Here is a 21,134-nt window from a genome sequence, read left to right on the forward strand (position 1 = left end):
GGATCTTCATGAGTTTTCGAAAACGAGTGGATGCTCAGCAGGCACACATCCTTAGCTTGCGAATCGCGGTCATTGTGCTGGGCGCAGTCAGTCTTTTTGCGTTCTACGGCTGGCACAAAGCCCCCGAAGACCTGACCGTGCATGTGCCGCCGGACCTCCGCTCCGGCAGCACTCGCAAATGGTGGGAAGTGCCGCCAGAGAACGTGTACGCCTTCGGGTTCTATATCTTCCAGCAGATGCAGCGCTGGGAGAAGAATGGGGACGACGACTACCAGGACAACATCGAACGCCTGGCCTCCTACGTTACCCCTGGTTGCAAGGAATACTTGAAGAAAGACTACGAGATGCGCCGTAACGCCGGTGAGCTGCGTCGCCGTGAGCGGAACGTCTCTGAAATCCCGGGTCACGGGCTGACCGACCCTGGCGTGCTGCGCGTAGAAGAAATCGGGATCAACGATTGGACAGTCAACCTGGATCTGCTCGCTGACGAGTCGGTGAACGGGGAGCGGGTCAAGCGCGCCATGACCCGCTACCCATTGTCCATTGTCCGTGCCGACGTCAACCCAGAGAAAAATCCATTCGGGTTGATGTGGAACTGCTACGCATCCAACCCACAACGCATCGAGGTCGATCTGCAAGCCACCGGGGTGAAGCCATGAATCTGCGCGCCTGGCTTCTTGCTCTGGGCCTCTTCGCAGTTGCCGATGTGAAAGCGGTAGAGCTACTGCAGTGGGACCGTATCCCCATGGCAATCCCGCTGATTGTAGGGCAAGAGCGCATTGTGTTCGTCGACCAAAACGTGCGCGTAGGGATGCCTCCCCAGCTTGTCGGCATGCTGCGCGTCCAGAGCACCGGTGGCGCGGTCTACCTCTTGGCCAGCCACGAAATTCCACCGACCCGGCTCCAGCTGCAGAACGTGGCCACCGGCGAGATCATGCTGGTGGATATTGCCGCGACACCGGCGGCAGAGGGCCAAGCCAAGCTCGAGCCTGCCAAGATCGTCGCCGGTGCGGCCCCTTCCACCTACTACGGCGATATCACCTCCGCACGAACTTCGACGAAGCGATCCGCGACGTCGGAGGAGGAGGAGGAGGATGTTCCGCCGGCCCCCCGCCATGAGACTCCAGCGCCGGTGGCCCTGACCCGCTATGCGGCACAAATGCTGTACGCCCCACTTCGGACCGTTGAGCCTGTCGCCGGCATCAGCCAGGTGCGTGTTGACCGGGCCCTGGATCTGAGCACTTTGTTGCCGGTGTTGCCGGTGGAGGCATCAATCCTGGGGGCTTGGCGCCTCGACAACAGTTACGTCACTGCAGTAAAGCTGAGGAATCTGAGCGCCCAGCAGCTGACGATGAATGCCACAGAGCTGATGGGTAACTTCACCACAGCGACATTCCAGCACCCGTACCTTGGGGCTCGCGGAAACGCCAGCGATACCACCACGCTTTACCTGGTCACCCAAGGCAAAGGGCTGAAAGAGGCTCTGCTGCCGTCCTCGTTCAGCCAAATTGATCCGAAAGCAGGAGGGCGCCGTGGGCAGTCTGAAAAGTAATCCACTCCTCAAGTACCTGCTCATTCCGGTGCTGATCGTTGTGCTCATCATCCTGTTCAAGGGCGGGAGTAAAAAAGAAGAGGTGAAGGCTCCTGAAGATGAGCCGATCATCATCGGCGGCGACACCGCACGCAAGCTAGGGGTGGACGGTGATACCCCGGCCGACACCCTGCGCACAGTGGTCGCTGAAAGTCGGGAGGTGAAAGACCAAATCGCGAAGGTGCTGACTGACAACAAAGAACTCAAGGACCAGAACGCAGCGCTCCAGCTCCGGCTCTCGAACATAGATCAGAATGTTGACAGCAAGCTGAATGATGCGAAGGGCGAGCTGCAGGAGCAGGTTAAGAACCAGAGCCTGGGCCTACTGGACCAGCTCCAGCGTCAGTTGGATAACCTGTCGCAGAACCCCAATGCCGCTGGGCAAGACCTGCCTATCGGACTTGGCGTGCAACCTGGTGACGGCGCAGGTTTCGACAAGGGTGCGAAGTCCAATGGCCTCGTGTGGGTGGAGCCGACCGACGCCACTGCCGTGGACGCTAGCGGTAAACCACTTCAGCCCGGCTCCGCCCAGGCGGCTAGCGGTTTCAATTTTCCCACCAGCTTTGGCAACACCCTGGACAAAGGTCAGAGCGTTCTCAGCGCGACGGCGCAAAACGTCGGTTCGGAGATATCTCCCCAGGATACCCGCAAGCAAGTGCGCAAAGCCTATACCTTGCCTCAGAACTCGACCTTGATGGGGTCGGTGGCCATGTCGGCGCTCATTGGTCGCGTACCGATCGATGGGACGGTCAATGATCCCTTCCCCTTCAAGGTCTTGATCGGCCCGGACAACCTAACCGCAAACGGCATCGAGCTTCCTGACGTCGTCGGCGCAGTCGCCAGCGGTACCGCCTCGGGCGACTGGACGTTGTCTTGCGTGCGCGGGCAAGTCCGGAGCCTGACCTTCGTGTTCGCCGACGGCACGGTCCGTTCGTTCCCTGCCCCAGCAGAGGAGGCCAACGGCAGCCAGAACAACAACCAGAACAGCAGTAACGGGAACGGGCAACCTGCGATCCAGGGCGGACTCGGCTGGATCAGCGACTCCTACGGAATCCCTTGCATCTCCGGCGAGCGCCGATCCAACGCCAAGGAGTACTTGACCAACCAATCCCTGGTGACGGCCGCAGGCGCCGGCATCGCCAAACTGTTGAAGGCTGATGAGCAAAATAGCTCGACGACCTTCAGCAGTGGCGGAACATCCTTCGGGACCACGGGCTCCTCGGGGAACTCCGCCATGGGCGCCATCCTCACCGGCGGGGTCAGCGACATCCGCTCCTGGATGAACAAACTCTACGGCGAAGCATTCGCCGCCGTGTACGTCCAGCCCGGGGCAAAGGTCGCCGTGCATCTGGACCAGCAGCTCGCCATCGACTACGAGATCAAAGGCCGCAAGGTCGATTACAACGCCGGAGCCAACCATGTATCCGCAAACCTGGACTAAGCCCCACCTGCAGGCCGGGGCCTGGCTCGTGCTCGCCCTCATTCTCGGCGGATGCACGACTGACAAAGACGAACTGCTGCCCCACGGGGAAGCCAACATGATGGACGTCTGGCAACACGGCACGTCTGGCGGGAGCTCTGGCAGCTCCAACAGCAGAATGCTGCTGGATGCTCGCCAAGAGCTTCGTCGGCCGCTCGATGAGGCGCAGGTGGTTCGCCAACAGGCAGGTGCTGACGCCTTCACTCGCACGCCCCAGAACGAGATTTACAGCCAGTTCAAGCGCCTGCCGAATCCTGACCTGGTGATGTACGTGTTCCCGCACCTGGCTGGAACGGACCCGGTACCGGTCCCGGGCTACACCACGGTGTTCCCAATGTATCAACGGGTGCAGTACGCCATGCCAGGCGAGCGGACGGAGGAGTACTGATGCAGATGATCCGCAAATGGCTGGGCAAAGCCCCTGTAACGCCGATCGAGCCCGTGCTTGGCCAGACAACTGCCGGGCACGAGTCAGTCGATGACTTTCCCGCAACGGCCAGTACGACCTTCAGCGAAGAGGACCGCCAGGCTGCGACTGACCGGTACATCACCCGCCTGGAGTCCATGGGCATCCCGTCCCCCATAGACTGGCAGAACCCCAAACGTCGCCCGGCGACAAAAGCGGACGTGTCGAGGATGTACGAGGTCAACCCGTCGTTCGTAGACATGCTGCCATGGGCAGAATACCTGCCCGAGGAGGAAGCCATGCTCCTCGAGGATGGCATCTCCAGGGCCGCGTTCTTCGAGCTTGTCCCGATCGGCACCGAGGGGCGATCCGACAGTTGGCTTCAACAAGCCCGAGATGCGTTGCAGGGTGTCCTGCAGGACAGCTTCGACGAGCTGGAAAGCTCCCACTGGGTAGTCCAGCTCTACGCCCAGGACGAAACAGACTGGGGTGACTACCTGCAAAGACTCAAGGCCTACGTCCAGCCGCGGGCTGAGAACACGGATTTCACTAAGTTGTACCTCGCGCTGTTCCGCCACCACCTCGAATCCATCTCCAAGCCGGGTGGGTTGTTCGTCGACACCGCAGTCAGCAATCTCCCGTGGCGTGGACAGACCCGGAAAGTCCGCCTGGTGGTGTACCGCCGGGTAAAGAAACAGGACCTCGTGGTTCGCGGACAGGATCCAGCCGCCTACCTCAAGTCAATCTGCGATCGTCTTAAAGGATCCTTGGCCAACGCCGGCGTTACAACCAAACGTATGGATGGCCACGCAATCAAGCGCTGGCTCGTGGGCTGGTTCAACCCACACCCTGATCACCTGGGCTCGACTGATCGCGATATCCGTCGATTTTACGACACAGTTTGCCAACCACCCCGCGAGCTCGATGAGGGTGAGCTTCCAGTGGCAAGCGGTACCGACTTTTCGGAGAACTTGTTCTACCGAGAGCCGCGTTCGGATGTCGACAGCGGCCTTTGGTCGTTCGACGGCATGCCGCACCGAGTTGTGATACTCGATCGCCTGAAAAATGCTCCCCTCACCGGGCACCTGACCGGTGAGACCAAGCAGGCAGATTCCTTGAACTCGCTATTCGACCGTCTGCCTGAGGATACCGTGCTGTGCATCACCATGGTCCCGACGCCACAGGATCTGCTGGAAGGGCATCTTGAACAACTCTCCAGGAAGGCCATCGGCGACACCCAGGCGTCCAGCCACACCCGGGATGACGTTCAAACGGCACGCTCCATCCTCGGCCGCAAGCACAAGCTCTACAGGGGCAGTGTTGCTTTCTTCCTCCGAGGTCAGAATAAAACTGTGCTCGAGGAGCGCACGACCAGCTTGTGCAACGTCCTCCTCGGCGCCGGCATGCAGCCGGTCCAGCCACAGGACGAGGTAGCTCCTCTGAACAGCTACCTGCGGTGGTTACCGTGCAATTTCGATCCGAATGAAAACCGTGCCTTGGATTGGTACACCCAGCTGATGTTTACCCAGCACATCGCGAACCTGGCCCCAGTATGGGGGCGCTCCACTGGAACAGGTAACCCCGGCTTCACGCTATCCAACAGGGGTGGGGCAACGCTGACCTTCGACCCATTGAACAAGCTTGATCGCCAGATGAACGCCCACTTGTTCTTGTTTGGGCCGACCGGTGCGGGTAAGTCTGCGACAGCCAACTACCTGATCATGCAAGCCATTGCACTTTATCGCCCAAGGTTCTTCATCATCGAGGCTGGCAACAGCTTCGGTCTGCTAGGTGATTTCGCCAAGCGGCTCGGCCTGACCGTAAACCGAGTGCGGCTCGCGCCCGGCAGCGGCGTTAGCCTCGCCCCGTTCGTCGACGCGGTGCAACTCGTCAAAAACAAGGACCAGGTCAAGGTTCTGAATGCGGCGGACGTGGATGCTTCGGACCAACACTTGGCCGATGCCCTGGCGGGGATGGAGGACGAGCAGCGGGATATCTTGGGCGAGCTGGAGATCACTGCCCGATTGATGATCACAGGCGGCGAGTCCAAGGAAGATGCTCGCCTCACTCGGGCTGACCGCAGCGCCATCCGCCAGTGCATCCTCAACGCGGCTGAACTGTGTGTCAGCGAGAGCCGTCCAGTGCTCACTGAAGACATCAGCGCAGCGCTGCAAGCGATGGCCAGCGACGACAAACTCCCTGAAAGCCGGCGCAACCGATTCATGGAGATGGCCGAGGCCATGGGGATGTTCACCATGGGTACAGAAGCCGAGATGTTCAACCGTCCTGGTACCGCCTGGCCGGAAGCTGACATCACGATCGTTGACCTGGCTACCTACGCGCGTGAGGGTTATCAGGCCCAGATGGCCATCGCCTACATCTCACTGCTGAACACCATCAACAACATTGCGGAGCGGGACCAGTTCAAAGGTCGACCACTTATTGCCTTCACCGACGAAGGCCACATCCCATTGAAAGTTCCATTGCTCTCCCCGTACTCGGTGAAGATCACCAAGATGTGGCGAAAATTGGGTGCCTGGTACTGGATGGCAACCCAGAACGTCGACGACATCCCCCCAGAAGCATCCGCGCTGCTCAACATGATCGAGTGGTGGATCTGCTTGAACATGCCGCCCGACGAGGTGGAGAAGATCGCGCGCTTCCGTGAGCTCACGCCGGCCCAGAAGACGATGATGCTCTCGGCAAGGAAGGAGAACGGCAAGTTCACCGAGGGCATCGTCCTGGCCAAGCGGATCGAGATGCTGTTCCGGGTAGTGCCGCCCAGCTTATGCCTCGCCTTGGCCATGACCGAGCCAGAAGAAAAGCGGCAACGTTATGAAGCCATGCAAGCGCTCGGCTGCGATGAATTACATGCCGCGCTGCAGGTGGCCGCAGACCTGGACCGTAAACGCGGTATCACCCCCTTCCCCATCACCTTTCCCGAACAAAAGAAGGCCGTGGAGCGCGTGGCATGAGAGTCATGAATACCCTGACCCAGAACATCATTGATAACCTGACCCAGCTGCTCAAAGACCCCGGGCACGACACACTCCAGTCGCTGTCGGTTTGCGCACCAGTGCTCATTGACGAGCTGCAACAGATCAAAAATAACGCCCTCGATCGTCGCGACATCATTCCCCTGGTTCAGTCCGTGTTGGATGAGTGGCTGAAGCAGCATCCTCAACCGGAGGGGGCAATCCAGGATCTCCAAGTTGCGTTGCAGAATCTCGGCCGGCCTGGAGCCAATCCTGGTGAGTTAGGGGGGAAGCATGCCTAAGCTTAGGCTCAACCTCATCTTGTTTATTGTCGTGGTGATCGCAGGCGTAGGTGCCTGCTGGCAGCTCGCGACGAGTTCGAATACCAGAAGCCCCGATGAGACCTGGTACTTCGGTCCCACGAATGCCAGGTGGGTAATCACTGAGTATGCAGACCTCGAATGCCCTTATTGCAGGGCATACACCCCGCAACTGAAGCACTGGGTGAGCGGGCAAGAGAACGTGAAGCTCGCGTGGCACCATTTCCCCCTCGATATCCATGGAGTTGCCGCACAATCGGAGGCGCGACTCGTTCAATGCGCAGGGTACTTAGGGGGGGCGGCGGTATTCTGGCAGGCGATCGAGCTGGTTCTGCTGCGCACACGGGGTAATGGACAAGGACTCGCAGGGGAGCTGGAGGTGCCCGGTGTGTCCACCGAGGCTCTTTCCAGTTGCTCTAGAGCAAACATGGACATCCGTGGAGTTGTTGAGGGACAGATTGCTGTGGCCAAGAGCCGCGGCATTGCCGCTACCCCTACGATCGAGGTCACCGACAGTTTGACGGGGCACAGCATGCGTCTGGAGGGCCCTGTGGACAGCGCCGCGCTGTTGTCGGTCATCGATGCTCTCGCCGCCCAGGCCCCACTGCGCAAGGACTAGTCCAGGTAATGTTCAAACTCACGGTATTGCGCAACGACAACAATGAAGAAGAAAGCAACCTGCCAAGCAGGTTCTTTCCCAGCGCAGGCTCTGGCCATGGATGGTTTCAGCTTGAGCCGGCTGGGGCTGGGGAAGAGTCACCCTCACACTCGGAGCTAAGCTGGGCTCTCCAGGAGTGGAATGACGACTGCGTACTCATGGAGTACGACGCTGCTACAGGCAAAGGACGCTTCGTGATCGTCGACTGGTATGCGCCGGCGCCGGGGACAGTGCTCGAGCTAAACCTGCAGCGCGACAGGTCCTCACCGAGCGATCGACAACAACTCACTCAAGCTCTCGGCGATCAAGAGGACCTCGAGGAGGTGTGACGGTCAGGGTGAAACTCCCGGTGAGGCCTTGTCGCAACTCCTGGGGCATCCAGTAGGCAAACTGGACTAGCCACGCGCCATCCTTCAGCCGATGGGTTTCCTGGCGAAACTCTTCAACGGATGGTTCATCTATGCCGAGAATGGTCGCTACTTCTGGGTTGGTGGGTATGCATTGAACTGACACCAACCGTCTATCGGTCGGACAGCTTGCCCGTTGTCATCCAGGAACAAGCGCGCTGAAGCGCCCATGACATTGCCGTAGTCATCGTCTGATCTTTGCAGTCCAAATAGCCCTCCTCGAGCAGCAACTCACCATCCTGGGCATAAATCCCGAGAAACAGCTGAGTCTGGTTCGCCTTTGAGACCCGTACCTGGATGTTAATGAGGGAGCCATCCGCCATCCTCTCATCGAAGTTTCTGAAGTGCAGATCTGGATCTGCCCACTCCCAGAAAATTTGACCTCTGTTGCGCATGTCCCGTCCCAGGGTAAGTGACAATCCAGGCAGTATGAGCCATATCCACAACCCTGCCACGGCAAAAGCGCTCCGTCTGTTCCACCCGACCTAACTCCCCGATAAATCCAAGCACCCTCGGATATCTATTTCCTACTGCGCCTGGTGGGCCGATCCGTTTTCCTGTATCGGTCCCCAATTCAGGTGCAGTCCCATGTTCAATCCCCCCCCGCCCTCATGGCGAGCAGTCCCGTTGCTCGTTGTCGCGTTGGCCACCGGCACCGCCCATGCCGAGATCTGGGCCATAACAGACTCAGCGCACCCACTGACCTCCGTACCAGCAGATGTGCGTGTCATCAAGCTCGATGACCAACAGCGCATCGAAGAGCAGTTGTCCCGAGAGCTGCCACCTAACCCTCACCAGGCCGCTCTCGCCGCGCGACGGCTGATGAGCACTCCGGCAGGTGCCGCACTGATGCAACAACTGGCCACCGCCCAGCAGGGAAATGCCGATGCCTGGAGTGTCGGTGTTTCGAAGGTGCCGGCGGTGGTCGTCGATCGCCGGTATGTGGTGTACGGCCAACCCGACGTGGCAGCAGCCATGCAGACCATCAACCGTGCAAGGGGGCAATGATGGGACGAATCTCCAGACTCACCCTGACCGGTCTTCTTACAGCATCACTCCCGTTCTCAGCATCAGCGGCCATCAGTTCGGCGGCGATTATCGCCTCCACCAGTTCGCCTACCTGCCTTGAGTACAAAGTGGTCGGCATCTGCTACTGGCTGCTCTGCACCCCTGTTGGCTGCACGGTCAAAACCTCCACCAAAGTCCGGCACTACATCCCGGACGCGGTGGTATCTGCCTACGCCAATACCGGGGAAAACCCTTGGACAGAGGTGAGCCCCATGGGGGCGCCGAATGCGGCAGCGCAAGCCGGTAATGATGGAACAACCAACCACAACGCCGAGAACAACATCGCCAAGTTCAAGGAGGCAGACGTTATTGGCCATCCTGGAGCTGCGGTGTTCAGCCGGTTCGCCAGTTCCTTTGGCTATTCCTGCCACGGCGCGACCACGCCCTACGTTCCATACATGCTCAGCACGCTGGACACCCTTGCATGGCGGTACGGAGTACCCGAGTCCGTTTACCCGGAGGCCCTGATTCCGGGCATGCGTGAAGTCGGCGGCCTTCTATCGGCAGACATGTGGGGAAGCGTTTACCCACGCAGCGGCTTTATCCACCAGGTCGACGATTTTAAAGCCGGTGCTGTCATCGCCCAGCGCGCCGGCGACGTCACCACCCGTGTCGGTCAACCCCACGTGTACCTGCCAATGCGCGGTCTTGCAGAGCCAGGCTACTGGCCTGCCGGCGAACTGAAAGAAGGCGATGCCAGCACAGGAAAGTGGCAGCAACTCACGCCAACCATGAGCCCCACCTGCGCCGTATTCCCCTCCCCCGGCCCTAATGCCGACGCTGTCGACGAAGCCTATGCGTGGGCCCTGTGGCGGCCCTACTCATGCTGCCAGCGCAAGGGCCAAACCTTCCTGGGAAGCACTGACTTCCAATGAGATATGACTGGAGAGCTCAATGAATAAATTATCCATCGCGATCATTCTCGCAGCTGGCATGACCAGCACCTGGTGCATGGCCGAGGCCGCCGACCCGATCAAGGTCGAATCCCAGGGCAGCGTGATCGGAGACGACGTGCTCTACAGCATCGGTGGTGGCAGTGCTGTCCAGATGGGCAGCGCTGGCCAGATGGAGAGCATCACCGTCGGTGCCGGCTGGCAGAACAACCTGGTCTGCGGAAACATGGACCTCAGCAACACGCTGCAGAACCAGCTGAACGGCGCAACGCAGGGTTTCCAACAGATCATGGGCAGCGTCATCCAGAACGCGACCGGCGCAGTCACGTCACTGCCGGCGTTGATCCTGCAGCGGGCAAACCCCGCCCTCTACAACCTGCTGACTAATGGGATTCTTCAGGCACGCCTCGACTACGACCGTTCGAAGGGAACCTGCAGGGCGATGGCCGAACGGATGGCCGACATTGCGGGTGGCCAGATGGGGTGGGGCAAGGTTGCTGAAGGCCAGAAGATGGGGCAAGCCCTAGCGTCAAGCAATGATGCGGTGGCGGTGGTGGACAAGGTCGAGGAAGCACCAGGATCGAATGGCGTGACCTGGGTCGGCGGGAAACAGGCCGGTGGCAATGGGCAGCAGCCCATCAAGGTGGTTGGGGACGTCGCCAAAGCAGGCTACAACCTCCTCAACAACCGCGCAGCTCAGGAGACCTCGAGCATCCCGCAGTCCAGTTGCTCCAATGGACTGGTATGCGGCAGTTGGGAGTCTCCGGCTGAAGCCGCCCAGTTCGCAAACCGGGTCCTGGGGGAGCAGCAGCTGCAGACCTGCGAAGGCTGCACCACCACCTCGACTCCGGGTGTGGGCTTGACGCCGCTGATCCAGGAAACTTACGACAAGAAGCTCGCGGCCCTGCAGGAGCTCTTGAAGCCCGGGACACAGATCACCTCCGAGAAGCTGCGTCAGGCAAGCAGCGACTCGCTCCCCATCACCCGGGGCGTGGTTACAGCCCTTCGTGACGAGAGGGATCAGGCAGTGTTGGCCTCCCGCCTTGCATCCGAGGTCGCCCTGGCTGATGTCCTGGAGAAAGGCCTGCTGCTGCAGCGCATGCTGATTACAGGCAGCAAGGAACCCAACGTGAGTGCGAACAAGCTGGCCGTAGAGGCCACACTCGGCCAGGTCGACACGCTTCAGCAACTCATCACCAACCTCAAGACCGAGCTCGATATGCGGCAGCAGCTCGCCAATAACTCCCCGATGAAGATCATCGAGCGCAGCAAGTCGCGTGCTGAAAACTCCCGCTCGATTTACGAAGCGGCACCTGACCAGGATCGCCTGCTTCAGTTGCAGAAGCCTGCCGGCAAGGAGTGACTATGTCCGACGATGTCGAGAAAAAAACCCACCCCCTCAAAGTCTTGTTGGGAGGCGTGTTATTGAGCGTGGTGATGCTGCTGCTGAGCGTGTTTCTCGGCATCATCGCGGTCAATCATCTGGAGGTGTTCGACACCTGGTTGAAGTGGCGTGAGGGCAATTACTTACCACTGTTGCTATGGCGACTTGCCCTCTACGGCAGCATCGTCTTCGCCTGGTTGAAGCTCAAGGCGCGCCTGCCCGGGACGCGGGAAGATCAACCATCCAAGGGTACTCAGCGAATCGAGTTCTTGGTTCTCCTGCTGTTCGTGATCATCGAGATCTCGAAAGCGCCAATCACCTGGTCGGAGGTGCTATGACGCTCTATACGAACGACTACCTAGAGTACTACCTCACCCTGGTAGGCTGGATCATCAACAACGGGATCTGGGACATGATCTCCGACACGGGGCTGTTCGCCTTGCCCTTCATCATCATCGTGGCGCGTGAGTGGATCAAGGTACGAGGAGAAGGTGCCGACGAAGGCAACAAGGGTGTGCTGTCCCTGGCTCGCATCGAAACCCAGCTGTACGTCGGGTATGTGGTCGTTTCACTGTGTGCTGTGCCAGCCATCTCCGTGGGGTTTGACACTCTGCAGTTCGACCAGGCTCGAGGGAAGCAGTGCCAGGTGCTGACGCCGGCGCCCTCGGAGACAGGCTGGAACACCACCTTCAGCTCGTTGGCCGGCAAGAGCGCGAAGGTGCCGGTGTGGTGGGCGCTCGTACACGCGCTGTCCAAGGGGTTGAATAGCGGTGCTGTTGCAGCAATCCCCTGCGGGACGGATCTCAGGCAAATGCGCATGGAGGTCGACGCGATGAAGATCGGCAATCCCCTGCTCGCGCAGGAGGTAGCAGACTTCACCCATGATTGCTTCGGTCCTTCCCGCGCGCGCCTGTTCATGCGTCAGCCCGACATTGGGTCGATCGCCAAGGACCAGAAAGCCCTGCAGGACCTGAACTGGATCGGGTCCCACTACTTGCTGAATACGGCTGGTTACTACGACACGGATTACTCCAGAACACCACGTACATCCTGGCCGTATGACACGAAACGAGATGATGGCATGCCTCAGGTGACCGGGGGTGGTGGGTACCCCACCTGCAAGCAGTGGTGGTCCGATGGGAGCATCGGCCTACGGGAGCGGCTGAAAGCCCAGGTCGATCCAAGCCTGCTGAATCAGTTCCTCGGGTGGGCAAAGTGGCTGTCTGACGAAGAAGTAACCGATTCGATGATTCGCCAGCTCGTGTCGCCATCCAGCCAGGTCAACGGCGACGTCTACACCGACTACGGAGGACAAATTGATGGCACGATCTGGAACGGCATGGCACGCACTGCAGGAGGGCTCGGTGTCGCTGTCGGTTCCCTCGCATACTTCCCAGGTATGGATGTTGTCCGCCAAGCATTGCCTATGGTCATGGCATTCCTGAAAATGGCCATGGTTATATGCATTCCGATTGTATTGATTATCGGGGCCTACCAGCTCAACGTTGCGATGACCATATCGGTGGTCTTCTTTGCACTGATCTTTGTTGACTTCTGGTTCCAACTAGCCAGATGGATTGATAGCACAATCCTGGATGCATTTTATGGTTCGGGTTCCCCACACTTGTCTTTCGATCCGGTCATGGGGCTGAATGCGACAGTTCAAGATGCAATCCTGAACTTCGTGATGGGAGCGATGTTTATTATTTTGCCGACTTTTTGGATAGCTGCCTTAGGCTGGACAGGGATGAAAACAGGGACAATACTCAGCGGGTTGTCCGATGGAACTATCGGAGCTCAAAAGGCAGGGCATTCGGGTGGAGACATGGCTAAAAAAATAACGCTGTCAAAAAACTAACACTACCAAACTTACTGGATGCTGAATCCAGAATACGCAACTGAGTCAGCATCCACTTCTCAAAGACACTACTAGAAAGGTTTCCCTCTAGAGTCAAGTGGACGCCCAAAAACATCACGTCCATAGGGAACGTCTTCGCCATCCTCTCCAAAGAAATCTATTTTGTCAGGGTCGACCTTGGAAAACGCATACATACCCGCCACTAGTGAGACTGTGGTCAAAATCGTTGAGAAGATCCAACCGAGATTGCTAACGAGCAGAAACAGTAGCGGACAAACGAAGACGACTCGTTTTAGCCAACGAACCTTAGGGTTGCGATCATGAAAACAGAAGCGCACAACAAGGCCCACGGCGCGTCCTAGGCGAAAGGGTATCGAGTGTTTGACGACTGTAGCCATGATCCATCTCCTTGCTCTGTGAGAGCACCTTGCCATCAGATATACGACACCTTTGGCACTTTCGCAAGAGGTATGGCATAAAACGCCATTACCACTCATCAGGTCCAAATCCATGGCCACCCATAATGTCGTCGTTCCAAAGCCGATGGAGCAGTCCATTGATGATCTAGTCAGCACTGGTCGGTACCAGAACTTCAGCGAAGTCGTGCGTGCAGGCATTCGGATGCTGCTTGAGCATGAAGCAGCTGAGGCAGCCAGGCTCGAAGCGCTGCGCAACGCAACATCAGTTGGCATCATGCAGGTCGAAGCAGGCCAGTACGATGAAATCGATCCGACCAATCTGGCAGCCTACCTGGACAAACTTGGAAGACTAGCGGGCGATAAAGCATGAGCAGGGTCATGGTCCGCATGTCACCCCAGGCATGCATCGACATCGCCGATACGCTTCGCTTCACTGAGGTGAGGCTCGGACAGTCCGTCAGGAATCGGTATCAAGACCTGCTACAGGAGACGTTCCTCGCCCTAGCTGAACAGCCGACACCGGTAGACAGTAAAATGCGTGATGAGCTTTCCCCGGGCCTTCGCAGCCTGCATCTTTCATTCAACGTGCTGCAGATGACTGACGGCCGAGTGATTAGACCTCGACATATCGTGTTCTACCGAACTGGGACAGATCAAATCGTTGAGATACTACGAGTCCTCCACGATGCTATGGAGGTCACACAGAATTTGAAACACCTGCATCAGCAATAAAGGGGTAAATGGCTCAGCACCAAACGGGTTTGAAAGGATAATGGAATGGATCAGAAGGGTAAGAGCCCTACCTGAAAGGGCTTTTCTGAAAGAGTATTAAACTCAAAACAATGGACCAACTCGAGCAATGAACTCCACAAGCAAAAAAAACGAAAAGAAAGAAAAACACGAAGAAGAAATTTTAAAACTCGCAGAACATAATCTGCGAGGAATTTATGGGGACTACGATATCTGCAAGACCCAGAAAGACAAACCAGACAAAGCAATAATCCTCTCAAAACCCAAGCCGAAACTTATACGAGGCTGGTTTAAAGATCCTAAAGTTGGCATAGAGATCACTACCGCTGATCCACGCGAGTACCTGGCATACTACAACGACCGAAAATCCGACAGAGAAGTTATTCATGCACAAATCGAGGAGGCACTTACAACTCGCACTGCCCCTCAAAAACCTTTAAAGAAAATTGACAATGTAATGCATCGCGACTGGATCTTCAAGGGGATAGAAGACAAAGCAAGCAAGCATCAAAGCTACGTTGAGAAGGGAGAATTCTTAGAGCTTGTACTTCTATGCTTTAGCGACATCATCGACACAACAAACTACATATACTACGACGACCTTAAAGAGTGGACCGAATACTTGCTCGGGCAAGAAAACTTCCCATTTGATCGCGTACTATTCATAGGCGGCAATAATGTTTGCGAGCAAGTCTACAAAAAATCCAAAAAAACTAAAACACAACCTTCCCCCTTTAAGTTTGAAGGCTGGACAATATCTTCATCCACTCCTGGGATGATCCCTATTGGTGTCGATTTCAATTTCAAAACGGCTCATACAGCAGCGCCTATCATTGAACCTGAACAAGCCGTAGTCGATCGTAGAACAAGTTCGCTAAAGCCGAAACGAGGAAAATGATGGCCATCTGCCAAGAAATCCACACCCCTTGGAATTCGCTTTACGGTTGATGCCATCTTGGCATTAAGAGAAAAGCCCGCTCCATGCACACCCCATGGAGCACCCTATGCAACTCTTCTCCTGGTTGAGCCGCAAACCGGCTAAACCAACACCAGAAGCCTCACCGCAGGGCTTCCACCTGCCCGCGAAGGCTTCTGCTCTGCTGCAGAGCCCCCTCCGCCAGCAGCTCCTGGAGAATATCTGGCGGCGGGCTTCGCTCTCACGAGCTCAGTTCAACACCCTCTACCTCAAGCCGCTCGAGCGCTACGCAGAGCTGGTGCAGTTGCTCCCTGCTTCTGAAAACCATCACCATGCCCACCTTGGGGGCCTCCTGGACCATGGCCTGGAGATCATGGCTTACGCCCTCAAGATCCGTCAGACACACCTTCTGCCGATCGGAGCGCCACCGGAGTCGCAGTCGGCCCAAGCTGAGGCATGGACCGCAGCCGCAGCGTACGGTGCGTTGTTGCACGACTTGGGAAAGATCGCTGTTGACCTCCGCGTGGAGCTCGAGGATGGCCGAACGTGGCACCCGTGGCATGGACCGATCAGCCGTCCCTACCGGTTCAAGTACGTCAAAGGCAGGGAGTACCAGCTACACGGTGCTGCTTCAGCCCTGGTGTATATGCAGGTCCTGGACAGCGGGATTCTCGACTGGCTCAGTGGTTTTCCTGAACTATGGAGGCAGCTGATCTACCTCCTCGCAGGTCAATACGAGCACGCCGGCATCCTCGGCGAAATTGTGGTCCAGGCAGACAAAGCTTCCGTTGCCCAGCAACTGGGAGGAAATCCAGAGCGCGCGCTTACTGCCCCCAAACAATCACTGCAGCGGCAACTCGCCGACGGCCTGCGATTCCTGGTGCGGGAGAAACTCAAGCTCAATCACCAGGACGGACCTGCAGATGGCTGGCTGACTCAGGATGCGCTTTGGCTGGTGAGTAAGCCTGCAGCAGATCAACTCCGGGCATACATGCTTACCCAGGGTATTGAGGGAGTGCCAACCTCCAATGCCCCGTTCTTCAACATGCTGCAGGATCAGGCAATCATCCAGACCAACGCGCAGGATAAAGCGATCTGGAAAGCCACCATTGATAATGGCCGCGGCTGGAAGAATAGCTTCACCTTCTTGAAGATCTCGCCAGCACTCGTATGGCCCAATCCAGACGATCGCCCTCCCCAGTATGCCGGCACCCTCACCCTGGAGCAGGAACCGGAAGCAGTCACGCAGCGGAGTACCAGTGAAGAAACAGTTTGCGCGGTACCGGAACAGTCCATCGACACCAGTGACGACACACCTCAACCGCCGGCACGGCCCCGAGCGCTGGTACAGCCAGCTCCAAGCCAAGGAATCCAATCATCTGAGCGTGAAGAACTACTGTCGCTGTATAGTAATATCACTGCGCCATCAGAAGAGCTAAGTGCTAGCCAAGGCTCAGCAGCCGCCTCCCCTCCCCAGCAAGGACTCGAGGAGGTAGAGCCGGCTGACGATTCTCTAGCGGCCATAGCAAGGAATGCTGCACAAAAAGATGTCACCAAAATGCCTACGAGTAGTTCGCTGGGAGTGGCTTTCATCGCTTGGATAAAAGCAGGCGTCGCCTCCCACAAATTGATCATCAACGACACCAAGGCCCTGATTCATACCGTCGACGACACCGCAATGCTCGTTACGCCTGGGATCTTCAAGCGATACGTGCTGGAGCATCCGGAGCTGGAGAGAACTGCCGGGAAACCGGGGACAACGGCCTGGCAACAAGTCCAACGCGCATTTGAGAAAGAGAAGAGGCACCAGAAGACCAGCAAGCAGTTGAACATCTGGACCTACGATGTAATAGGCCCAAGAAAGACCACCCAATTGAGGGGTTACCTGCTTGTGGACCCGAAGCTGTTATTCCCTGAGCAGCCCATGAATAACCCAAGCTTGAGACGGGTGACGGAAGGGGGCGCTGAATGACGCCCGAGAAATTGCTACGGGAATACCTGGTCGATCACGAGCTCCGCCCTGCCAGCGCGAAAATCTATGGCGCGGCAATGAAGAAACTGGAGAAGAACTTCGGCAAGGATATGGACGTCGAGTCAATTGATCGACGGGACATCCTCGCCTTGAGGAACAAGCTGATTGAGGGTGGCCTATCAAAGCGCAGCTGGAATACCTACTCCAATCACCTCCGAACCATCTGGGGCTACGGCATAGAATACGGGATTCTGCCCAACATCGATGTGAACCCATTCAAGAAGACAACGGTAATTGCCCCGAAACGACCGAGCAAAATCATTGCCGGCGAGGCGATCGTCCGTGCGCGGCGATGGCTAAGAAGTCTGGCCGACCAGGAAGAGTCAACTGGCGACCGCGCGAAAATCACGCCAGGGTGGTTCTGGCTCGTCACATTCGAAATTTTCTACTACACCGGCATTCGACTGAACGCGCTGCTGTGCATTCGGTTGAAGGACGTCGACTGGGATCGACAGCTCATCCTGGTACGAGGTGAAACAGAAAAGACCCACCGGGAGTTCCGGATCCCGATCATGGATGGGCTTGCGCCACATATGCGCCGGCTCCTGGATGAAGCTGCTCAGGCTGGCTTTGCCGCCGAAGACCAACTCTTCAACGTCAATCGTTTCTCTCGGCACTACAAGCGTCGCGAAATGAATTCCGACCAGGTCGAGGCGATGTACAAGAAGCTGATCATCAAACTCGGAGTTCGGATGACTCCGCACCGGTTCAGGCACACGCTTGCGACCGATCTGATGAAGCAACCGGAAAGAAACATCCACCTGACCAAGAACCTGCTGAACCATTCGAACATCGCTACCACGATGAGCTACATCGAAGCCGACTATGACCACATGCGAGACGTGTTGCACGAGCGGAGCATGCAGCAGGGCGCGTTACGTTTTGTCCGGCGGGTGGATGACAGTGGGGCACCAAATCCACGAACAGCAGAAAACCAGGCACGTAAAGAATCTAGTCAGCGACGAACAAACCAACAAGATCATTACGGAGGTGGTGCGCCTGCACCAGGACATCTGCTGATTGAGTTCAAGCAGGTCTGTGCCAGCGCTTTGCTACCGCCCGAAGATCTCTTTCAACCTAGCCTTCTATTCAGCCTGATGGCATCGACGACAGGGTCCACACCCTTTGCTCGATCTCATTCCGCTGATCCAGGCACCGTCTACAACGCACGCGCCTCCCCGAAGCGATAAATCGACGAATGGCAATCAGCCACTACATCGACAGCTGAAGAAGGCCAATTAGGTGAAGCTGTCCCAGGTCTCTGGTGCTAGGAAACTGGCGCCATGCCTTTGGCTGCGCGGGTTTTAGAGGCAACTCGAATGGAGGCTTCGCAGAGCTGAGCAGCCCGCAAATCCGCTAAGTCATTGAGTTTTTTGGCCCAGACATGAAAAAGCCCGCCATGAACGGCGGGCTATTCCATATTGACATCACGTTGAAGCGAGCCTAAGGTTCGCTCCAGACGGCTGCAAGACTAGACAATGGCTGTGGCAAGCCCCCCTCTCTAGTACTCACGAACCGCTGTGAATGTGGTGGGTCGTGTAGGATTCGAACCTACGACCAATTGGTTAAAAGCCAACTGCTCTACCAACTGAGCTAACGACCCGTTGCGTGGGGCGTATAATACTGATTTCCTTAAGGAAATCAACACCCCACCGTAAAAAAAATCAAAAATATCGGGTAGGGTCGGTCACGCCGGCTGCCCGGAAGCCATCTGCACGCAGGCGGCAGCTGTCGCACTTGCCACAGGCACGGCCTTGATCGTCAGCCTGATAGCACGACACAGTGAGGCTGTAGTCGACACCACGCGCCATGCCCGCCTGAACTATCTGCGCCTTGCTCAGGTTCTGCAACGGTGCCTGGATGCGAAAGCCCTGCCCCTCGACACCGGCCTTGGTGGCCAGGTTGGCCATGCGCTCGAATGCCTCGACGAACTCGGGACGGCAATCCGGGTAGCCCGAGTAATCCACCGCGTTCACGCCGATGAAGATATCCCGCGCCTGCAACACCTCGGCCCAGCCCAGCGCCAACGACAGGAACACGGTATTGCGCGCCGGTACGTAGGTCACTGGAATGCCTTCACCCGGCGTCTCGGGTACATCGATGCTACTGTCGGTCAGCGCCGAACCACCAATGCCATCCAGGCTCAGGCCGATCACCTTGTGCTCGACTGCACCCAGGTCACGGGCAACTCGCGCAGCGGCGTCCAGTTCGGCGCGATGACGCTGGCCGTAGTCGAAACTCATGGTATAGCAGCTGTAGCCTTCGGCCTTGGCCATCGCGACCACCGTGGCCGAGTCCAGGCCACCAGACAGCAGGATTACCGCACGTTTCTCAGTCATGACATCACTCCCCAATCAGCGTCCCGGCTCGTCGTTCCACAATTGCTTGTGCAACTGCAGTTGAAAACGAACCGGCAAATTATCGGCCACGATCCAGTCGGCCAGGTCGCTGGCCTTGACCTGATGGTGGCTCGGCGAAAACAGCACCTCCCCGGCACGCTTCTCCAGACCATACTGGATCAGCTTGGATACCGCCCAGTCATAGTCTTCACGGGAACAGATGACGAACTTGACCTGATCGTTCGGGGTCAGCAGCTCGATATTCTCGTAGAGGTTGCGGTGCATCTCTTCGGAGCCCGGCGTCTTGAGGTCCACCACCCGGCTGACGCGCTGGTCGACCTTCGAGATGTCCAGTGCTCCGCTGGTTTCCAGCGACACCTCATAGCCGGCGTCGCACAATTGCTTGAGCAAGGGGATGGCGTTGGGTTGGGCCAATGGCTCACCGCCAGTGACGCACACGTAACGCGGGCGAAAACCAGCCACCTGCTCGAGAATCGAGTCGAGGCTGCGCACGGTACCACCACTGAAGGCATAGGCACTGTCGCAATACTGGCAACGCAAAGGGCAGCCGGTGAGACGTACAAATACCGTGGGCAGCCCAGCGGTACGCGTTTCACCCTGCAACGAGTAAAAAACTTCGGTAATTCGTAATGTGTCTTGCATAGTCGCCACGGGCGTAACAGCTAAACAGGCTGTCCGCCTCCGTCAGGCACTGCAGCGAACCCGGCATCGCGTAGTTCGCAGCAGCGTGTGTCAATAAAAGGGCATCGATTCTAACGAAAAAACCCGCGGCTAGCGCGGGTTTCTTCCAGGCGGGCAGTTCAGAGCTTCTGCAGGTCGCGCTGGGCCAACTGTGCGGCGGAGGTACCCGGGTACTGGGTGACCACCTGCTGCAGAATACCCTTGACCCGGTCGGTGTGACCCAGGCGGCGCTCGACATCGGCCAGCTTGTACAGCGAGTCCGGCACCTTGCTGTGCTTCGGATACAGCTGGCTGACCTTGGCAAACGCCTGGCCGGCGCCCTGCAGGTCGCCCTTGGCAAGGTTCACTTCACCCAGCCAGTACTGGGCATTGCCGGCGTACTGACTGTTGGGGTACTTGCGCAGGAAGGCATTGAATGCCTGGCTGGCCTTGTCGAAATCCTTGGCCTTGATCAGGTCGAAAGCAGCGTCGTAATAGAGCTTTTCTTTCGCCGGGTCGCCAGGTTCACTACTGGCTGCAGGGGCGGTGGCCGCGCCTGCAGCGGCACCGGCGGCTACATCACCACCGGTGGAAGAATTCTCGGGAGTTGCAGCGGGTGCACCGCCGGCTCCGATACGTCGATCCAGGTCCTGGTAACGCTCCAGGCCTTCCTGTTTCAGGCGGGCTACATCGTTTTGCAGTTCTTCGATCACGCCTTGCTGACGCGAAATCTGATCCTGCATCTGCTGCAATTGCATGAACAGCTGACCCTGCGCCGAGGCAGGGGCCGAAACCCCTCCCCCGGCGTAGGCGCCGCTCGTACCATAACCCGCTGGCGGATAACTGCTTGCGCCGTTATAGCCAGCGTTGTCATCAACAACAGGAACCTCGGCCCAGGCCACGAGTGGCAGGGCGAGAGCCAGGACGGTTACAGCACGGCGGCACGTTCGCATATCG

The 21,134-nt window shown here is 57.8% G+C and carries 22 protein-coding genes and 1 tRNA gene; 18 read left to right on the forward strand and 5 right to left on the reverse strand.

Annotated features, from left to right (window positions below; translation table 11 throughout):
• The first annotated feature begins 8 nt into the window (after positions 1–8).
• The 13 genes from ACPRTJ_RS03540 (at position 9) to ACPRTJ_RS03600 (ending at position 13,040) form a co-directional block, all read left to right on the forward strand.
• Positions 9–659: a PFL_4703 family integrating conjugative element protein gene (locus tag ACPRTJ_RS03540; protein WP_023660749.1), complete on the forward strand. Its 651-nt coding sequence runs from the start codon at positions 9–11 to the stop codon at positions 657–659.
• Positions 656–1,552 (forward strand): TIGR03749 family integrating conjugative element protein, encoded by an 897-nt coding sequence (locus tag ACPRTJ_RS03545; RefSeq protein WP_426428128.1) that lies wholly within the window; start codon positions 656–658, stop codon positions 1,550–1,552. Before ACPRTJ_RS03540 ends, ACPRTJ_RS03545 begins: the two co-directional genes overlap by 4 nt.
• Entirely contained in the window at positions 1,533–3,032 is a 1,500-nt protein-coding gene (locus tag ACPRTJ_RS03550) for a TIGR03752 family integrating conjugative element protein (protein WP_426428130.1), read from the forward strand. Before ACPRTJ_RS03545 ends, ACPRTJ_RS03550 begins: the two co-directional genes overlap by 20 nt.
• Positions 3,010–3,459: a TIGR03751 family conjugal transfer lipoprotein gene (locus ACPRTJ_RS03555; RefSeq protein ID WP_305452936.1), complete on the forward strand. Its 450-nt coding sequence runs from the start codon at positions 3,010–3,012 to the stop codon at positions 3,457–3,459. The genes ACPRTJ_RS03550 and ACPRTJ_RS03555 overlap by 23 nt, the downstream gene beginning before the upstream one ends.
• Positions 3,459–6,452, forward strand: coding sequence for a conjugative transfer ATPase (locus ACPRTJ_RS03560; protein WP_426428132.1), 2,994 nt, complete (start codon positions 3,459–3,461; stop codon positions 6,450–6,452). Before ACPRTJ_RS03555 ends, ACPRTJ_RS03560 begins: the two co-directional genes overlap by 1 nt.
• Positions 6,449–6,754: a hypothetical protein gene (locus tag ACPRTJ_RS03565; RefSeq protein ID WP_023660753.1), complete on the forward strand. Its 306-nt coding sequence runs from the start codon at positions 6,449–6,451 to the stop codon at positions 6,752–6,754. The genes ACPRTJ_RS03560 and ACPRTJ_RS03565 overlap by 4 nt, the downstream gene beginning before the upstream one ends.
• Positions 6,747–7,391 carry a DsbA family protein gene (locus tag ACPRTJ_RS03570; RefSeq protein ID WP_426428133.1) on the forward strand — a complete coding sequence of 215 codons (645 nt, stop codon included), beginning with the start codon at positions 6,747–6,749 and terminating at the stop codon, positions 7,389–7,391. The genes ACPRTJ_RS03565 and ACPRTJ_RS03570 overlap by 8 nt, the downstream gene beginning before the upstream one ends.
• 8 nt (positions 7,392–7,399) lie before the next feature.
• Entirely contained in the window at positions 7,400–7,759 is a 360-nt protein-coding gene (locus ACPRTJ_RS03575; protein ID WP_330076381.1) for a hypothetical protein, read from the forward strand.
• A gap of 666 nt (positions 7,760–8,425) precedes the next feature.
• Complete coding sequence (locus tag ACPRTJ_RS03580) at positions 8,426–8,845, forward strand: TIGR03757 family integrating conjugative element protein (protein ID WP_305452933.1); 420 nt, start codon at positions 8,426–8,428, stop codon at positions 8,843–8,845.
• Positions 8,845–9,780, forward strand: a complete 936-nt coding sequence (locus tag ACPRTJ_RS03585; protein WP_426428135.1) for a TIGR03756 family integrating conjugative element protein — start codon at positions 8,845–8,847, stop codon at positions 9,778–9,780. The genes ACPRTJ_RS03580 and ACPRTJ_RS03585 overlap by 1 nt, the downstream gene beginning before the upstream one ends.
• 19 nt (positions 9,781–9,799) lie before the next feature.
• Positions 9,800–11,161, forward strand: coding sequence for an integrating conjugative element protein (locus ACPRTJ_RS03590; protein ID WP_426428137.1), 1,362 nt, complete (start codon positions 9,800–9,802; stop codon positions 11,159–11,161).
• Positions 11,162–11,163: 2 nt separating this feature from the next.
• Entirely contained in the window at positions 11,164–11,520 is a 357-nt protein-coding gene (locus ACPRTJ_RS03595; protein ID WP_426428139.1) for a hypothetical protein, read from the forward strand.
• Positions 11,517–13,040, forward strand: a complete 1,524-nt coding sequence (locus ACPRTJ_RS03600; RefSeq protein ID WP_426428141.1) for a conjugal transfer protein TraG N-terminal domain-containing protein — start codon at positions 11,517–11,519, stop codon at positions 13,038–13,040. Before ACPRTJ_RS03595 ends, ACPRTJ_RS03600 begins: the two co-directional genes overlap by 4 nt.
• 71 nt (positions 13,041–13,111) lie before the next feature.
• Here ACPRTJ_RS03600 and ACPRTJ_RS03605 read toward each other — a convergent pair whose 3' ends face one another.
• On the reverse strand, positions 13,112–13,438 hold the full coding sequence (locus ACPRTJ_RS03605) for a hypothetical protein (RefSeq protein ID WP_426428143.1): 327 nt from the start codon (positions 13,436–13,438) through the stop codon (positions 13,112–13,114).
• A 112-nt stretch (positions 13,439–13,550) separates the two neighbouring features.
• Between ACPRTJ_RS03605 and ACPRTJ_RS03610 the strand changes: the two genes are divergently transcribed.
• The 5 genes from ACPRTJ_RS03610 to ACPRTJ_RS03630 all read left to right on the forward strand — a co-directional run bounded on the left by ACPRTJ_RS03610 (position 13,551) and on the right by ACPRTJ_RS03630 (position 18,347).
• On the forward strand, positions 13,551–13,829 hold the full coding sequence (locus tag ACPRTJ_RS03610) for a type II toxin-antitoxin system ParD family antitoxin (protein ID WP_426428145.1): 279 nt from the start codon (positions 13,551–13,553) through the stop codon (positions 13,827–13,829).
• Between the two features lie 17 nt (positions 13,830–13,846).
• The gene (locus ACPRTJ_RS03615; RefSeq protein ID WP_426429068.1) at positions 13,847–14,191 is read left to right on the forward strand and encodes a type II toxin-antitoxin system RelE/ParE family toxin; all 345 of its coding nucleotides are present in this window, start codon (positions 13,847–13,849) and stop codon (positions 14,189–14,191) included.
• A 127-nt stretch (positions 14,192–14,318) separates the two neighbouring features.
• Positions 14,319–15,107 (forward strand): hypothetical protein, encoded by a 789-nt coding sequence (locus ACPRTJ_RS03620; RefSeq protein WP_426428147.1) that lies wholly within the window; start codon positions 14,319–14,321, stop codon positions 15,105–15,107.
• 106 nt (positions 15,108–15,213) lie between these two features.
• A complete protein-coding gene (mobH, locus tag ACPRTJ_RS03625) occupies positions 15,214–17,097 on the forward strand; it encodes a MobH family relaxase (RefSeq protein WP_426428149.1) in 1,884 nt (627 codons plus the stop codon).
• Positions 17,094–18,347, forward strand: coding sequence for a site-specific integrase (locus ACPRTJ_RS03630; RefSeq protein ID WP_426428151.1), 1,254 nt, complete (start codon positions 17,094–17,096; stop codon positions 18,345–18,347). The genes mobH and ACPRTJ_RS03630 overlap by 4 nt, the downstream gene beginning before the upstream one ends.
• A gap of 337 nt (positions 18,348–18,684) precedes the next feature.
• Here ACPRTJ_RS03630 and ACPRTJ_RS03635 read toward each other — a convergent pair.
• The 4 genes from ACPRTJ_RS03635 to ybgF all read right to left on the reverse strand — a co-directional run bounded on the left by ACPRTJ_RS03635 (position 18,685) and on the right by ybgF (position 21,130).
• Positions 18,685–18,760, reverse strand: a tRNA-Lys gene (locus ACPRTJ_RS03635).
• Between the two features lie 61 nt (positions 18,761–18,821).
• Complete coding sequence (gene queC / locus ACPRTJ_RS03640) at positions 18,822–19,496, reverse strand: 7-cyano-7-deazaguanine synthase QueC (RefSeq protein WP_058541509.1); 675 nt, start codon at positions 19,494–19,496, stop codon at positions 18,822–18,824.
• 15 nt (positions 19,497–19,511) lie between these two features.
• Entirely contained in the window at positions 19,512–20,159 is a 648-nt protein-coding gene (queE, locus tag ACPRTJ_RS03645; protein ID WP_043864236.1) for a 7-carboxy-7-deazaguanine synthase QueE, read from the reverse strand.
• 158 nt (positions 20,160–20,317) lie between these two features.
• Entirely contained in the window at positions 20,318–21,130 is an 813-nt protein-coding gene (gene ybgF / locus ACPRTJ_RS03650; protein ID WP_054914972.1) for a tol-pal system protein YbgF, read from the reverse strand.
• Positions 21,131–21,134: the final 4 nt, after the last annotated feature.

Origin of the sequence: Pseudomonas palmensis (genome assembly GCF_049942755.1) — a bacterium.
GTDB classification, from domain to species: domain Bacteria; phylum Pseudomonadota; class Gammaproteobacteria; order Pseudomonadales; family Pseudomonadaceae; genus Aquipseudomonas; species Aquipseudomonas palmensis.